The 13,858-nt window shown below is 68.3% G+C and carries 15 protein-coding genes; 6 read left to right on the top strand and 9 right to left on the bottom strand.

Annotation, left to right across the window (positions count from 1 at the left end; genetic code table 11):
• The first annotated feature begins 47 nt into the window (after window positions 1-47).
• Both KZ686_RS14500 and KZ686_RS14495 read left to right on the top strand, forming a co-directional pair.
• Window positions 48-746, top strand: coding sequence for a pirin family protein (locus KZ686_RS14500; RefSeq protein ID WP_149316962.1), 699 nt, complete (start codon window positions 48-50; stop codon window positions 744-746).
• A 240-nt stretch (window positions 747-986) separates the two neighbouring features.
• Window positions 987-1,979, top strand: a complete 993-nt coding sequence (locus tag KZ686_RS14495) for a CobD/CbiB family protein (protein ID WP_149316963.1) — start codon at window positions 987-989, stop codon at window positions 1,977-1,979.
• Between the two features lie 148 nt (window positions 1,980-2,127).
• Here KZ686_RS14495 and KZ686_RS14490 read toward each other — a convergent pair whose 3' ends face one another.
• The 3 genes from KZ686_RS14490 to KZ686_RS14480 form a co-directional block, all read right to left on the bottom strand.
• Window positions 2,128-2,433: a putative signal transducing protein gene (locus KZ686_RS14490; protein WP_149316964.1), complete on the bottom strand. Its 306-nt coding sequence runs from the start codon at window positions 2,431-2,433 to the stop codon at window positions 2,128-2,130.
• 75 nt (window positions 2,434-2,508) lie between these two features.
• On the bottom strand, window positions 2,509-3,507 hold the full coding sequence (rsgA, locus tag KZ686_RS14485) for a ribosome small subunit-dependent GTPase A (RefSeq protein WP_265632682.1): 999 nt from the start codon (window positions 3,505-3,507) through the stop codon (window positions 2,509-2,511).
• Window positions 3,504-4,751 (bottom strand): M48 family metallopeptidase, encoded by a 1,248-nt coding sequence (locus KZ686_RS14480; RefSeq protein WP_150084899.1) that lies wholly within the window; start codon window positions 4,749-4,751, stop codon window positions 3,504-3,506. The genes rsgA and KZ686_RS14480 overlap by 4 nt, the downstream gene beginning before the upstream one ends.
• A 220-nt stretch (window positions 4,752-4,971) precedes the next feature.
• Between KZ686_RS14480 and orn the strand changes: the two genes are divergently transcribed.
• Together orn and KZ686_RS14470 are read left to right on the top strand one after the other, a co-directional pair.
• On the top strand, window positions 4,972-5,661 hold the full coding sequence (orn, locus tag KZ686_RS14475; protein WP_149316967.1) for an oligoribonuclease: 690 nt from the start codon (window positions 4,972-4,974) through the stop codon (window positions 5,659-5,661).
• Between the two features lie 167 nt (window positions 5,662-5,828).
• On the top strand, window positions 5,829-6,710 hold the full coding sequence (locus KZ686_RS14470) for an AEC family transporter (protein ID WP_150084897.1): 882 nt from the start codon (window positions 5,829-5,831) through the stop codon (window positions 6,708-6,710).
• Window positions 6,711-6,844: 134 nt separating this feature from the next.
• Here the strand turns inward: KZ686_RS14470 and mog are convergent, their stop codons facing one another.
• Window positions 6,845-7,537, bottom strand: coding sequence for a molybdopterin adenylyltransferase (mog, locus tag KZ686_RS14465; RefSeq protein WP_223819876.1), 693 nt, complete (start codon window positions 7,535-7,537; stop codon window positions 6,845-6,847).
• Window positions 7,534-8,148 carry a ribosome biogenesis factor YjgA gene (gene yjgA / locus KZ686_RS14460; protein ID WP_395897226.1) on the bottom strand — a complete coding sequence of 205 codons (615 nt, stop codon included), beginning with the start codon at window positions 8,146-8,148 and terminating at the stop codon, window positions 7,534-7,536. Before yjgA ends, mog begins: the two co-directional genes overlap by 4 nt.
• A gap of 111 nt (window positions 8,149-8,259) precedes the next feature.
• On the opposite strand from yjgA, the gene pmbA reads away from it, so the two are divergent.
• A complete protein-coding gene (pmbA, locus tag KZ686_RS14455; protein WP_226107489.1) occupies window positions 8,260-9,630 on the top strand; it encodes a metalloprotease PmbA in 1,371 nt (456 codons plus the stop codon).
• A gap of 122 nt (window positions 9,631-9,752) precedes the next feature.
• Here pmbA and KZ686_RS14450 read toward each other — a convergent pair whose 3' ends face one another.
• The 4 genes from KZ686_RS14450 to KZ686_RS14435 form a co-directional block, all read right to left on the bottom strand.
• Window positions 9,753-10,244, bottom strand: a complete 492-nt coding sequence (locus tag KZ686_RS14450) for a dihydrofolate reductase (RefSeq protein ID WP_149316971.1) — start codon at window positions 10,242-10,244, stop codon at window positions 9,753-9,755.
• A complete protein-coding gene (locus KZ686_RS14445; RefSeq protein ID WP_226107491.1) occupies window positions 10,241-11,035 on the bottom strand; it encodes a thymidylate synthase in 795 nt (264 codons plus the stop codon). The genes KZ686_RS14450 and KZ686_RS14445 overlap by 4 nt, the downstream gene beginning before the upstream one ends.
• Before the next feature lie 169 nt (window positions 11,036-11,204).
• Entirely contained in the window at window positions 11,205-11,903 is a 699-nt protein-coding gene (locus KZ686_RS14440) for a TerC family protein (RefSeq protein ID WP_149316973.1), read from the bottom strand.
• A 588-nt stretch (window positions 11,904-12,491) separates the two neighbouring features.
• Window positions 12,492-12,677: a hypothetical protein gene (locus tag KZ686_RS14435; protein WP_265632681.1), complete on the bottom strand. Its 186-nt coding sequence runs from the start codon at window positions 12,675-12,677 to the stop codon at window positions 12,492-12,494.
• A gap of 70 nt (window positions 12,678-12,747) precedes the next feature.
• On the opposite strand from KZ686_RS14435, the gene egtD reads away from it, so the two are divergent.
• Window positions 12,748-13,689, top strand: a complete 942-nt coding sequence (gene egtD / locus KZ686_RS14430) for an L-histidine N(alpha)-methyltransferase (RefSeq protein ID WP_149316974.1) — start codon at window positions 12,748-12,750, stop codon at window positions 13,687-13,689.
• Window positions 13,690-13,858: the final 169 nt, after the last annotated feature.

The following is a 13,858-nucleotide window of genomic DNA, read 5'->3' as shown; positions in this document are numbered from 1 at the left end:
GTCCGGGAGGATGAAGCCGAGGACCACTAGCCAGGAAGGACATCAAAATGATTGAAATTCGCAAGTCCGCAGAACGTGGTTATGCCGACCATGGTTGGCTCCAGTCGTATCACAGCTTCTCGTTCGCCGATTACTTCGATCCGCGCCATGTGCAGTTCGGGCCGCTGCGGGTCATCAACGAAGACCGCGTCGCGCCCGGCATGGGCTTCGGCACGCACGGCCACCGGGACATGGAGATCATCAGCTATGTGCTGTCCGGCGAACTGGCGCACAAGGACAGCATCGGCAACGGCAGCGTGATCCGCCCCGGCGACGTGCAGCGGATGAGCGCCGGCACCGGCGTGCGGCACTCCGAGTACAACCACGCGGCGCACGACACCACGCATTTCCTGCAGATCTGGATCGTGCCGGACCGCAACGGCATCGAGCCGGGCTACGAGGAGAAGCATTTCGACGCTGCCGACAAGCGCGGCCGGCTGCGCCTGGTCGGCAGCCGCGACGGGGCCGACGGCTCGGTGCGGATCCATCAGGACGTGCGTCTCTACGCCGGCCTGTTCGATGGCGACGAGGCCGCCACGCTGGCGCTGGCCCGGGGACGGCGCGCCTATGTGCATGTCGCCCGCGGCGCCATCACGGTCAACGGCCAGGCGCTGGAGGCCGGCGATGCCGCGAAGCTCGAAGGCGTCGATGCGGTCAGCCTGGCGCAAGGCGATGGCGCCGAGGTGCTGGTGTTCGACCTGCCGTGACATGCAAGGCGTCGTCCCCGCGAAAGCGGGGACCCGCTGACTCATCCCTGTGCCGTCAGGCCGCCGCGCGCCCGCATGCGCGGGGGCGGCGGGATGACGGCAGGCAGATGTAACGCAAAGTCCCGCCCGGCAGGGCAGGCGGAAGCGCTGTGCTATCTTCTCGCTATAGATAAGCGCCCGGACCGGCACATGGTCCGGGACGCCCCGGCAGCTCGCCTCGCCGCCTATTTTCGACCCGAGATGACCTTCGTTTCCGTCCTTCTTGCGCTGATCGCCGAGCAGTTCCGCGCCCTGGGCCGCAACAATCCCATTCACGAAATGGTGCGCGCGCTCGCCGAACGGGCCGAGCGCGCCTTCGACACCGGCCGGCCGCGCGACGCGGCGCTGGCGTGGATGACGGTGGCGCTGCCGCTGACCCTGGCGGCGCTCGTAGTCCATCACTTGCTGGCCACCATCAGCGTGGCGCTGACGCTCGCCTGGAACGTCCTGCTGCTGTACCTGACGCTGGGCTTCCGCCAGTTCAGCCACTACTTCACCGATATCCACGACGCGCTCAATCGCGACGATCCGGCCACCGCCCGCGCGCTGCTGCACGAGTGGACCGGGCTCGATACCGTCGACATGCCGATCAGCGAGATCGTGCGCCACACGCTCGAGGCGGCCATCGTCGCCGTGCACCGGCATGTGTTCGGGGTGTTCTTCTGGTTCCTGCTGCCGATCGGCCCCGCCGGCGTGGTGCTGTACCGCGTCGCCGAATACCTGTCGCGGCAGTGGAACCTGCCGTCGTCCGAGCGCAGCCCGGCCTTCGGCCGCTTCGCGGCGCGCGCCTTCCATCTGATGGACTGGATCCCGTCGCGGCTGACGGCGATCGGCTTTGCGATCGTCGGCAACTTCGAGGACGCCGTCTACGCCTGGCGCAACCATGCGCGCAAGTGGCGCGACGAGACCAACGGCATCCTGCTGGCCAGCGGGGGCGGCGCGCTCGGCGTGCGGCTCGGCACGCCGCTGCCCGAGGACGACACCAGCGTGGTGCTGGCCAGCCCCGGCACCGGCGCCGCGTTCGACTATGCGCCCGGCATGGAGGACGACGGCGTGCCCGAGCCGGCCGCGCCCGAACTTGGCGCCGATCCCGGCGTGCGGGCGCTGCAGTCGGCGGTCGGGCTGGTCTGGCGCGCGGTGGTGCTGTGGATGCTGCTGCTGGCGATGCTGTCGCTGGCGAGCTGGGTCGGCTGAGGGTCGGCAGCCAGAGCAGTCGGCCCATGCCCGGGCCGCGGTTCAGTGTCCCGGTTCATGGCTGCGGATACAGTGCCCCGGCTCGGCGCTTTGGCTCAGTGCCCCGGCTCAGTGCTGCGGTTCAGGGCTGAGGCTCACGGCCGCCGATTCACGGCCGCGGACTGCCGCACTGCCAGCAGGCGCCGAACTGCGCCTCGTGCCATTCGCCGCAGCGCGTGCAGCGCCAGCGCGGCCCCGGCGCCGGATTGGCGGCGGCATCGAGCACCGCCCACGCTTCCTCCTCGCGCGCATCGTCGAGCAGCCACACCTGCGGCGCGCTCTCCTGAAACGGAATATCGCCGGTCGCCCCGGCCAGCCAGGTATTGCGCAGTTGCGCGCGAATGCCCGCCGCCAGCAGCAGATTGCGGCAGTGGGCCGCATGCACCAGCGAGGGCGTCGACAGCAGCAGTTTCATCGGCGTCACCGGCAGTGGGGATGCGGGACACCTTAGCACGGGGTTGGGGAGAGGGGAGAGACCCCTACGGCTTGCCTACCACGGCTTCTGCTGCCGCGACTCGTGCAGCAGCTGCAGATACAGCTGATGCCGCCGCGGCGCGATGCCGCCGGCGTCCACCGAGGCCAGCACGCCACACCCCGGTTCGTTGATGTGGTGGCAGTTGTAGAAGCGGCATTCGGTCAGCCGCGGGCGGAATTCGGGGAAGGCGCGCTCGAGCATCCCTTCGGACAGATGGTGCAGGCCAAACTCCTGGAAGCCGGGCGAATCGATCAGGCTGCCGCCTTGGCCCCAGTCGTCGGGCAGGTGGTAGAGCCGCGTGAACGTCGTGGTGTGCTTGCCCGAATCGAGCTTGGCCGAGATCTCGCGGGTTTGCGCCTCCACGCCGGGAATCAGCAGATTCAGCAGCGACGACTTGCCCATGCCGGACTGGCCGATCAGGATGGTCGCGCGCCCGGCGGTCAGGGGGCGCAGCTGCGCCAGCGCGTCCTCGGGGTTGCCGTGCACCGACAGCTCCACGGTGCGATAGCCGAGCTGGCGGTACAGCGTCAGCCGGCGACGCGCCTCCTCCAGCCGTTCGGTCAGGTCCGTCTTGTTCAGCAGGATCAGCGGCGCGATCTCCAGCGCCTCGGCGGAAACCAGCGCGCGGCCCAGCAGGTCCTCGGAGAAGCTGGGCTCGGTCGCCAGCACGATCGCCACCTGGTCGATATTGGCGGCCAGCAGCTTGGACTTGAACTGGTCGGAGCGATGCAGCAGATTGCGGCGCGGCTCGACCTCGACGATCACGCACTGGTCCGTCGCGGCACGCTCGACGCGCACGCGATCGCCGACCGCGCATTCGCTCTTCTTGCCGCGCGGAAACGCATGCATGCGCGTGCGCTCGCCATCGTCGAGCTCGATCACATAATGGCGGCCGTGCGCGGCGACGATCAGCGCGGTGTCTCGTTTCGACTCGCGCGTCGATGCGCCTGGCAATGCGCCAGGCACGCCGCGGCCGGCGGCGGCGCCGCCTCGTTGTCGGGCGGGGCGGTTCATGCGTGCGCCAGCAGCCGGTCGATGCGCTGCGCCGCGGGCGGGTGCGAGTAGTAGAACGCGCTGTAGAGCGGATCGGGCGTCAACGTCGAGGCATTGTCCTTGTACAGCTTGACCAGCGCCGATACCAGATGGCCGGCGTCGGCGTGCTCGGCGGCGAACGCATCAGCCTCGAACTCGTGCCGGCGCGAGGTCAGGCTCGACAGCGGTCCGAGCAGGAAGGTGAATACCGGCAGCGTCAGGAAGAACAGCACCAGCGCCAGCGCATGGCTGTCCGACATCAGGTTCGGCAGCACACCCAGGCCCGTGTAGAACCACGCCTGCGTCGACAGCCAGCCCAGCAGCGCGAGGAAGGCCAGGCTCAGCGCGAACGTCACGACGATGCGCTTGACGATATGGCGCCGCTTGAAGTGGCCGAGCTCGTGCGCGAGCACGGCCTCGATCTCGTCGGCGTTCAGCCGCGACAGCAGCGTGTCGAAGAAGACGATGCGCTTGGCCGCGCCGAAGCCGGTGAAATAGGCGTTGCCGTGCGCGCTGCGGCGCGAGCCGTCCATCACGAACAGGCCCTTGCTGGCGAAGCCGCAGCGGCGCATCAGCGCCTCGATGCGCTGCTTCAGCGTCTCGTCGGTCAGCGGCTCGAACTTGTTGAACAGCGGCGCGATCCAGGTCGGGAAGATCACCAGCAGCACCAGGTTGAAGGCCATCCACACCACCCAGGTCCACAGCCACCACCACGGTCCGGTCCGGTCCATCAGCCACAGCACCGCGAGCAGCAGCGGCAGGCCCAGCACCGCGGCCACCACCAGCATCTTGATGGTGTCGAGCAGCCACAGCCGCCACGTCATCCGGTTGAAGCCGAAGCGCTGCTCGATGCCGAACTGCGCGTACAGCGTGAAGGGCAGCTCCGCCAGCCCGCCGATCAGCGCGACGCTGGCGATCAGCGCGACGCCATAGGCATAGCCGGGACCGAAGGTGCCGTACCAGAACTGGTTCAGCCAGTGCAGGCCGCCGAGCAGCGTGAAGCCGATCAGCACGGCGGCGCCGGCCAGCACTTCGAGCATCGACAGCCGCGTGCGGGCGATCGTGTAGTCGGCGGCCTTGCGGTGCGCGGCCAGCGAGATGGTGTCGGCGAAGCGGGGCGGCACGGTGTCGCGATGCAGGCCGACATGGCGAACCTGGCGCGCGGCCAGCCAGAGTTTGGTGAGCACCATCACCACCAGGGCGACGAGAAAAAGCAGCGTGAACATCGGGTCCTTGCCTTGTGGGGCGGTCTAGTGCCATCGATATGCGAGAATTATATGTCTTCGCGCCGGGCCGCCGTCCGTGCTGTCCATTCGTGCAGCCCATTCGTGCCGCCGTCCGGTCGCGATCGTCCGTACCGGATGTTCCGAAGATTCCGATCATTCCGATCATCCGATGAGTCCGGTTCTTTCGATCCCTCCCGCTTCCCGATCCTCACGCAGTCCGATGACAAGCTCCAGCACCGCCGCCTCCGTACCCGCTCCCGCCTCCGTCCCGGCCCCGGCTTCCGCCACGCCCGCCGTCAAGTCGGTCAAGAGCGAAAACAATCTGGTCTGGCTCGATATGGAGATGACCGGGCTGTCGCCCGAGAACGACCGCATCATCGAGGTCGCGGTGGTGGTCACCGACTCCGAGCTGCATATCCTCGCCGAGGGCCCGGTGCTGGTGATCCATCAGGACGACGCCGTGCTCGACGCGATGGACAACTGGAACAAGGGCACCCATGGCCGCTCGGGCCTGATCGACAAGGTCAAGGCCTCGACGCTGACCGAGGCCCAGGCCGAGGCCGAGCTGCTCGCCTTCCTCAAGCGCTGGGTGCCGGCCGGCAAGTCGCCGATGTGCGGCAACTCGATCTGCCAGGACCGCCGCTTCATGGCGCGCTACATGCCCAAGCTCGAGGCCTTCTTCCACTATCGCAACCTCGACGTGTCGACGCTGAAGGAGCTGTGCAAGCGCTGGGAGCCGGCGATTCACAAGGGTTTCATCAAGCGGCAGCTGCATACGGCGCTGGCCGACATCCTCGAGTCGATCGAGGAGCTGCGCTACTACCGCACGCATTTCATTCGCAGCAGCCAGCAGGCGGAGCAGGGCGCGGCGGACACGGGCGGCACGGCCGCCTCCGCCGGCGGCGCCTGATCCATCCCGGTCCGTCGTCCCCTTGGATGCGGGGCCCCGGCGACCTGCCGCGAGCCGCTGGTCCCCGCCTGCGCGGGGACGGCGGATGATGCCGCCGCCGGTTTCGTCCCGCTCGCCATTGCCCTCACTCGTCCACCGGCACTCGTTCCACCCACACCCATCCCGCCATGCTTGAGCGCATCGTCTCGATCATCACGCCCGTCATCCTGATCATCCTGGTCGGCTGGCTGTACGGGCGCAAGGCCCATCCCGACATGGCGGGCATCAATCGCGCCACGCTGGACGTGATCGCGCCGCTGCTGGTGGTGTCGGCCTTCGTCAGCAAGGAGTTCGTGCTGGCCGACCAGCTGGCGCTGCTGGCCTGCGCGGTTGGCGTGGTGCTCGGCTCGGGCCTGCTCGCGCTGGGCGCGGCGCGGCTGATGGGCGCGGACCCGCGCACCTTCGTGCCGCCGATGATGTTCAACAACTCGGGGAACATGGGGCTGCCGCTGTCGGTGTTCGCCTTCGGGCCGGCCGGGCTGGCCCCGGCGGTGGCGCTGTTCGCGGCGTCCAACCTGATGCACTTCACGCTGGGGCTGAAGATCGTCAACCGCCATGCCTCGCTGGCGCAGATCTCGCGCAACCCGATGGTGCTGGCGACGATCGCCGGCGTGGCCTTGTCGTTGATGCGGCCGTGGTTTGCGCTGCCCGATCCGGTCTACCAGTCGATCAAGCTGCTGGGCGACGCCACCGTGCCGCTGATGCTGTTCGCGCTCGGCGTGCGGATGAAGGACGTCAATCTGCGCAACTGGGGCATGGGGCTCGCCGGCGCGGTGATCTGCCCGCTGACCGGCATCGCCTGCGCGCTGGCGCTGGCGGCGGTGGTGCCCCTGACCGAGCTGCAGCGCGGGCTGCTGTTCGTCTTTGCCGCGCTGCCGCCGGCGGTGCTGAACTTCCTGGTGGCCGATCATTTCCGGCAGGAGCCGGACCAGGTGGCCTCGATCGTGCTGCTGGGCAATATCGCGGCGGTGGTGTTCGTGCCGGTGGGGTTGTATCTGGGACTGCGGTAGAGGGCGTTGGCCTGCAGGCCCCCTCCGCCAACCCCGCTGTCGCAAGCGGGGAAGGAAGGAGCGGGTAGCAAGCGCCCTTGGTGTTCTCCCTCCCACGCGCGACAGAGGCGCGGGGAGAGGGGCCCGGCGCTCGCTTACCTGGACGGACGGATCGCGTGCTTGGGCCGCCAGGCCTTGAGCACGGCCTCGTCGGTCTCGATGTAGGGCCCGCCGATCAGGTCGATGCAGTACGGCACCGCGGCGAAGATGCCTTGCACCAGCGGCTTGCCGTCGTCGCCGCGCAGCCCTTCGAGGGTCTCGCGAATCGCGCGCGGCTGGCCCGGCAGATTGATGATCAGCGCCGCATGGCTCGGCGTCTCGCGGATCACGGCCACCTGGCGCGACAGGATCGCGGTCGGCACGAAATGCAGGCTGACCTGGCGCATCTGTTCGCCGAAGCCCGGCATCTCCTTGGTGGCGACCGCCAGCGTGGCTTCGGGCGTCACGTCGCGGCGCGCCGGGCCGGTGCCGCCGGTGGTCAGCACCAGGTCGCAGCCGGCCACGTCGACCAGCTCGATCAGCGTGCGCGAGATCTGCGCCTGCTCGTCGGGAATCAGCCGCTCGACGCCCTGCCACGGCGAGGTCAGCGTGCGGCCGAACCAGTCGCGCAGCGCGGGGATGCCTTCGTCCTGATAGGTGCCCGCGGAGGCGCGGTCCGAGATCGACACGAAGCCGACCAGCAGCTCGTCGGGATGGCGGCGGGCGATCGGTTGGCTGATCGGCTGGCTGTTCGCCTGACTGCTCGATTGGCCGCTCGCTTGGCTGAGGGTTTGGGTGGGGTCGCTCATGCTGGCTCCTGGTCCTGTCCGGGTGAGGGCTCGGCCGCTGCCGCGCCGGGCTGCTCGCGTGCCTCCAGCGCGCTCTTGATGGCCTGGAACAGCTCGCGGAAGTGCCGCGGCGGCTTGGACAGCTGCTGCTCCTTGCGCGCGTTGCGGATCAGGCTCCGCAGCGCCTGCACGTCGACGGCCGGATGCTCGGCGAGGAAGCGCGTCAGCGCCTCGTCGTCCTTGAGCAGCAGCTCGCGCCAGCGCTCGATCAGATGCAGCCGTGCGGTCTCGGCCTTGCTGGTGCCCTTGAAGCCGTCCAGCGCGCGCCGGATCGCGTCGATCTCGTCGTCGTTCAGGCCGCGCATCACCTTGCCGACATACTGCATCTGGCGGCGCTTGCCTTCATGGCTGGTGATGCGGCGGGCCTCGCGGATGGCGTCCTCGAGCACCTCGGGCATCGGCACGCGCGCCAGCCGGTCCTTGGGCAGCGCCTCGAGCTCGCTGCCCAGGTCCTGCAGCGCATGCATGTCGCGCTTGCGCTGCGATTTGCTCTTGGGCGAGTCGTCGTCGGGCTCGGGGGCGAAGGCGCCGGGAAAGCCGGCGCCGGGGGAGTGGCGGGGATGTCGCGTCATGGGCGGCATTTTATCTTGCTATGATTCCCGTTTGGGTTTCGTTTGCCTCCCCGGCTTCCGGCCCGACGCCGGAATCGCCCCTCCCACGCCCGACCTACGCCAGACTTACGCATGTCCGATCTCATGACCGACCAGAACGTCCACTTCACCTACACCCAGGCGCAACTGAGCGAAATGGCAGCCGATGTGCTGCGCGTCGCCCGCGAACTGGGCGCCACCGATGCCGCCACCGAGATTTCCGAGGGCAGCGGCCTGTCGGTCTCGGTGCGCAAGGGCGAGGTCGAGACGATCGAGCAGAACCGCGACAAGGTGGTCGGCGTGACCGTGATGATCGGCAAGCGGCGCGGCAATGCCAGCACCTCGGACTTCTCCCCGGCCGCGCTGCGCGCCACCGCCGAGGCGGCCTACAACATCGCGCGCTTTACCGCCGAGGACGACTGCGCGGGCCTGGCCGAAGAGGAACTGCTCGAACGCGATCCGCTCGACCTGGACCTGTTCCACCCCTGGGCCATCGACGCCGAGCAGGCCATCGAGATCGCGCGCCGCGCCGAGGCCGCGGCCTTCGCGGTGTCGCCGCGCATCCGCAACAGCGATGGCGCCAGCGTGTCGGCGCAGCATTCGCAGTTCGTGCTGGCCACCACGCGCGGCTTCGTCGGCGGCTATCCGTATTCGCGCCATTTCGTCTCGTGCGCGCCGATCGCCGGCAGCGGCAGCGGCATGCAGCGCGACGACTGGTATTCGTCCAAGCGCGCGCCCGAAGCGCTGGCCGAGCCCGAGGCGATCGGCCGCTACGCCGCCGAACGCGCGCTGGCGCGGCTGCATGCGCGCAAGCTGTCGACGCGCCGCTGCCCCGTACTGTTCGAAGCGCCGCTGGCGGCGGGGCTGCTGGGCGCCTTCGTGCAGGCGGTATCGGGCGGCGCGCTCTATCGCAAGTCGACCTTCCTGTACGACACGCTGGGCAAGGCGGTATTCGCCCCGCATATCGACATCCATGAGCGTCCCCACGTGCCGGGCGCGATGGGCAGCGCGCCGTTCGACGAGGAGGGCGTCAAGACCCGCGCCCGCGACGTGGTGCGCGACGGCGTGGTGGAAGGCTATTTCCTGTCGACCTATTCGGCGCGCAAGCTCGGCATGCAGACCACCGGCAATGCCGGCGGTTCGCACAACCTGGCGCTGACCAGCAAGCTGACGCAGCCGGGTGACGATTTCCCGGCGATGCTGCGCAAGCTGGGCACCGGCCTGCTGGTGACGGAGCTGATGGGGCAGGGCGTCAACTACGTGACGGGCGACTATTCGCGCGGCGCGTCGGGCTACTGGGTCGAGAACGGCGTGATTCAGTATCCGGTCGAGGAAATCACGATCGCCGGCAACATGGCGGAGATGTTCCGCCAGATCGTCGCGATCGGCGCCGACACGCTGGTGCGCGGCACCAAGGAGACCGGCTCGATCCTGATCGAGCAGATGACGATTGCGGGGAATTGAGCGGAAAGCTCGCTCGCTCAAGCGAAGCCGGCGGCGGTGTTCTCCCCTCTCCCGCATGCGGGAGAGGGAGTACCGTTATCGCCAGTGCGCTCGCTTCAGCGCTGGCCGATTCTGGCTGCTGCTTACTCCGGCGCCCGTTCGTACGTCACGAACGCATAGTCGAAGCCGTTCGACTCCGAATGATGCCGCTCGCGCTCGGTGGCAATCCACCGCCGCGGATCGATCTCGGGGAAGTGGGCATCGCCCTCGATATCGGCGTCGATCTCGGTGACGATCAGCCGGTCGGCGCTGGGCAGCGCCTCGGCATAGAGCTGCGCGCCGCCGATCAGGAAGACCTGCTCGACGCCGACGCACAGGCGCAGCGCATCCTCGAGCGAGGACGCGGTTTCCGCGCCTTCCAGCCGCAGTCCCGCATTGCGGCTCACCACGATATTGCGGCGGCCCGGCAGCGGCCGGCCGATCGATTCCCAGGTCTTGCGGCCCATGATCACCGGCGCGCCCATCGTGGTGCGCTTGAAGTGCGCGAGGTCCTCGGGCAGCCGCCACGGCAGCGTGTTGTCGCGGCCGATCACGCCGTTGCGCGCGCGCGCGACGATCAACGTCAGCAGCGTCATACCGCGACCGGGGCCTTGATGGCCGGATGCGATTCGTAGCCGACCAGCGCGAAGTCCTCGTAGCGGTAGTCGAAGATCGAATCGGGCTTGCGCAGGATCTGCAGCTTCGGCAGCGCCATCGGCTCGCGCGCGAGCTGCGTGCGCACCTGCTCCTCGTGGTTGCTGTAGATGTGGCAGTCGCCGCCGGTCCAGACGAAATCGCCGACTTCGAGGCCGGTCTGCTGCGCGATCATGTGCGTCAGCAGCGCATAGCTGGCGATGTTGAACGGCACGCCGAGGAAGATGTCGGCGCTGCGCTGGTACAGCTGGCACGACAGCCGGCCGTCGGCCACGTAGAACTGGAAGAACGCGTGGCAGGGCGGCAGCTTCATGCGGGGGATGTCGCCGACGTTCCAGGCCGACACGATCAGCCGGCGCGAATCCGGATTGCCGCGGATCTGTTCGATCAGCTGGGCGATCTGGTCGATGTGCTCGCCGTTGGGCGCGGGCCACGAACGCCATTGGTAGCCGTAGATCGGGCCGAGCTCGCCGTTCTCGTCGGCCCATTCGTCCCAGATCGTGACGCCGTTTTCCTGCAACCAGCGCACATTGGTCGAGCCCTGCAGAAACCACAGCAGCTCATAGATGATCGACTTCAGATGCAGCTTCTTGGTGGTGACCACCGGGAAGCCTTCGCGCAGGTCGAAGCGCATCTGATAGCCGAACACCGAGCGCGTGCCGGTGCCGGTGCGGTCCGCCTTGACGGTGCCATGCTCGTACACATGGCGCATGAAGTCGAGATACTGTTTCATCGGCGTCGGAAAGGAAAAAGGGCCGCAGCGCGGCGGCATGCGGGCCAGGCCGTCATTCTAGCCGATGCGCCTCGAACGGGCGCCGGCATGAAAAAAGGGGCGGCCCCTGTGGAGCCGCCCCTTGATCCGATCTCGTCATTCCCGCGCGGGCGGGAAGCGAGCGTGCTGCTTACTGGCTTTCGACCGCCGGTGCGCGGCGCTTCTGCACCAGATAGCCGGCGCCAAGCACGCCGCCGATGATCACGGCATACAGCAGCCATGCCAGCGCCGGGTTGGCGGCGAAGAACGGCTTGACCAGCGGTTCGCCCAGGATCATCTTGGCCGCGGTGAAGGCCAGCACGCCGGCGCCCAGGTAGATGATGACCGGGTAGCGCGACATCAGCTTGAGCACCAGGCGCGAGCCCCAGACCACGATCGGGATGCTGATCAGCAGGCCCAGCACCACCAGCAGGAAGCTGCCGTGCGCGGCGCCGGCCACGGCCAGCACGTTGTCGACGCCCATCACGGCGTCGGCGATGATGATGGTCTTCATCGCGCCGGCCAGCGTGGTCGCCGGGGCGCCGTGCTCGTCCTCGCCGTTTTCGTCCGACAGCAGCTTGTAGGCGATCCACACCAGCGCGAGGCCACCGACCAGCATCAGGCCAGGGATCTTCAGCAGCCAGACCACGCCGATGGTCATGGCCGAACGCACGACCACGGCGCCGATGGTGCCCCAGACGATGGCCTTCTTTTGCAGATGCGGCGGCAGATTACGCGCCGCCAGCGCGATCACGATGGCATTGTCGCCAGCGAGCACCAGGTCGATGACGACGATCGACAGCAGTGCCGTCAGAAACTGCATCGTGAACAGATCGGTAAGCCACTCCATGAACTCTCCTATTGGAAACGTGAAATACAGGTTCGCCTGGAGTCATGCAGCCGCGGACGGGAGCCTCTGCAAACCATGAATCCAGGTTGCAAAGGTCTTGCTCGACCGACCGGCGATTCGCCGGTACGGTCAGCACAACCGGAGGCCGCAATGGGGACGCGGCGCTCGTAATGACGATTGTGCTAAGGGCGGGCTGCCCTGGAGCTACTCCCCTTTGAAGGGGCTTGGCCGTGGTCGGCCTTGCTTGGGCACGGATTATAAACGAGGTCCATGGCGATTGTCGCCTTTGCGGCAAATGGCGTTTACCCTCGCGGCGGGCCATGGCGCGTGGCCCCGGGGCGATCGCGCGGGGTCCACGGCGGGGCCACGGCGGCGGTGCGGCGAGGGCCGCCACGCGGCGTGTCGGAGGCAGCCGGGCAGGCAGAGGGGCCCGATAGCGCCTATCCTTACCGGATCGGCAGTGGCCGATGCGCCGCCGGACAGCGATGGCGGCGCGTCCTTCTGCCCGCACCGGCCGCTTGCCGCGGCGGTGTGCCGGGGGTTCGGGGTTGTGCAGTGCCCAGTGACATCCAGCCACATCCAGCCACATCAACCGACCAGAAGGAAGAACTCCATGCCGGCTGATTCCATCGGTATGCCATCGCGCCGCCTTCGCCAGGACAATGGATCCGGATCGCGCGCCGCCTCTTCATCGTCCTCGTCTTCGTCGTCCCCTTCTTCGTCGTCCCCTTCTTCGTCCTCGTCTTCATCCCCTTCTCCGTCGTCCCCAACCACCAACGGAGCCGCCGCCGCGGCCTCGTCCCTCGCCAGGGCCCGCTCGCGTTTCGGCGATCCGCTCGCCTTCGTGCAGCAGTACCGCCACGACGACGAGGCCGAGCGCGCCGACCTGATCGACGGCCTGCTGGCGCCGCACGCCAGCGTCCAGCCCAAGCATTTCTACGACGTGCTTGGCTCGCGGCTGTTCGAGGCCATCACCGCCTTGCCCGAGTACTACCCGACCCGCACCGAGGCCGAGATCTTCGCCGCGCATGCCACCGCGATCGGCGCGCGCTGCGGCAGCGGCGGCGTGCTGATCGACCTGGGCGCCGGCAACTGCCAGAAGGCCGCGCGGCTGTTCGGCGTGCTGCGCCCCGCCCAGTACGTCGCGCTCGATATCTCGGTCGAGTTCCTGCGCGACACGCTGGCCGGCCTGCAACAGCAGCATCCGCAGATTCCGATGATGGGACTGGGCGCGGACCTGTGCGCGCCGCTCGCGCTGCCGGCGCCGATCCGGCAGGGCCGGCGGCTGTTCTTCTATCCGGGCTCGAGCATCGGCAACTTCGCGCCCGACGCCGCGCTGGCGCTGCTGCAGCGCCTGCGCGCGGCGGCGCGCCAGGGCGACGGCGTGCTGATCGGCGTCGACCTGCTCAAGGACGAGGCGCAGCTGGTATCGGCCTACGACGATGCGCTGGGCGTGACCGCGGCGTTCAACCGCAACGTGCTGCGCAACGTCAATCGCGCGATCGACGCCAACTTCGCGCTGGCCGACTGGCGCCATGTCGCCAGCTTCGACCGGCAGGGCTCGCGTATCCAGATGCATCTGCAAGCGGTGCGCGACGTCGAGGTCCACTGGACCGGCGGCGGCCGCGCCTTCCATGCCGGCGAGCGCATCCATACCGAGGACTCGCACAAGTACCGCGTCGAGGGCTTTGCCGCGCTGCTCGAGGAAGCGGGCTTTGCCGATCCGGTGTGCTGGACCGACGCGCGGCAATGGTTCGCGGTGTTCCACGCGCGGGTGCCGGCTTGACGGGCTTGATGGTCTCAGCGGGCCCGATGGCCCCACTGCGCCTGAGGTCTCAACGGTCCTGAGGGTCTCGACGCGCTTGACGGGCCTGAGGGTGAGGCAAAGGGCCGGCGCCAAAGGCGTGCCCGGGGAAGGGAAAAGCCGCGGTGTCATAATGTCCGCTGACATGCCG

Origin of the sequence: Cupriavidus cauae, from assembly GCF_026210475.1 — a bacterium.
GTDB classification, from domain to species: domain Bacteria; phylum Pseudomonadota; class Gammaproteobacteria; order Burkholderiales; family Burkholderiaceae; genus Cupriavidus; species Cupriavidus cauae.
This window is presented reverse-complemented; position numbering and strand designations above follow the sequence as displayed.

What these genes read in the sequence shown, in the direction of transcription:
- KZ686_RS14500 (WP_149316962.1), top strand. Translation starts at nt 48, where the DNA reads ATGATTGAAATTCGCAAGTCCGCAGAACGTGGTTATGCCGACCATGGT.
- KZ686_RS14495 (WP_149316963.1), top strand. Translation starts at nt 987, where the DNA reads ATGACCTTCGTTTCCGTCCTTCTTGCGCTGATCGCCGAGCAGTTCCGC.
- KZ686_RS14490 (WP_149316964.1), bottom strand. Translation starts at nt 2,433, where the DNA reads ATGAAACTGCTGCTGTCGACGCCCTCGCTGGTGCATGCGGCCCACTGC.
- rsgA (WP_265632682.1), bottom strand. Translation starts at nt 3,507, where the DNA reads ATGAACCGCCCCGCCCGACAACGAGGCGGCGCCGCCGCCGGCCGCGGC.
- KZ686_RS14480 (WP_150084899.1), bottom strand. Translation starts at nt 4,751, where the DNA reads ATGTTCACGCTGCTTTTTCTCGTCGCCCTGGTGGTGATGGTGCTCACC.
- orn (WP_149316967.1), top strand. Translation starts at nt 4,972, where the DNA reads ATGACAAGCTCCAGCACCGCCGCCTCCGTACCCGCTCCCGCCTCCGTC.
- KZ686_RS14470 (WP_150084897.1), top strand. Translation starts at nt 5,829, where the DNA reads ATGCTTGAGCGCATCGTCTCGATCATCACGCCCGTCATCCTGATCATC.
- mog (WP_223819876.1), bottom strand. Translation starts at nt 7,537, where the DNA reads ATGAGCGACCCCACCCAAACCCTCAGCCAAGCGAGCGGCCAATCGAGC.
- yjgA (WP_395897226.1), bottom strand. Translation starts at nt 8,148, where the DNA reads ATGACGCGACATCCCCGCCACTCCCCCGGCGCCGGCTTTCCCGGCGCC.
- pmbA (WP_226107489.1), top strand. Translation starts at nt 8,260, where the DNA reads ATGTCCGATCTCATGACCGACCAGAACGTCCACTTCACCTACACCCAG.
- KZ686_RS14450 (WP_149316971.1), bottom strand. Translation starts at nt 10,244, where the DNA reads ATGACGCTGCTGACGTTGATCGTCGCGCGCGCGCGCAACGGCGTGATC.
- KZ686_RS14445 (WP_226107491.1), bottom strand. Translation starts at nt 11,035, where the DNA reads ATGAAACAGTATCTCGACTTCATGCGCCATGTGTACGAGCATGGCACC.
- KZ686_RS14440 (WP_149316973.1), bottom strand. Translation starts at nt 11,903, where the DNA reads ATGGAGTGGCTTACCGATCTGTTCACGATGCAGTTTCTGACGGCACTG.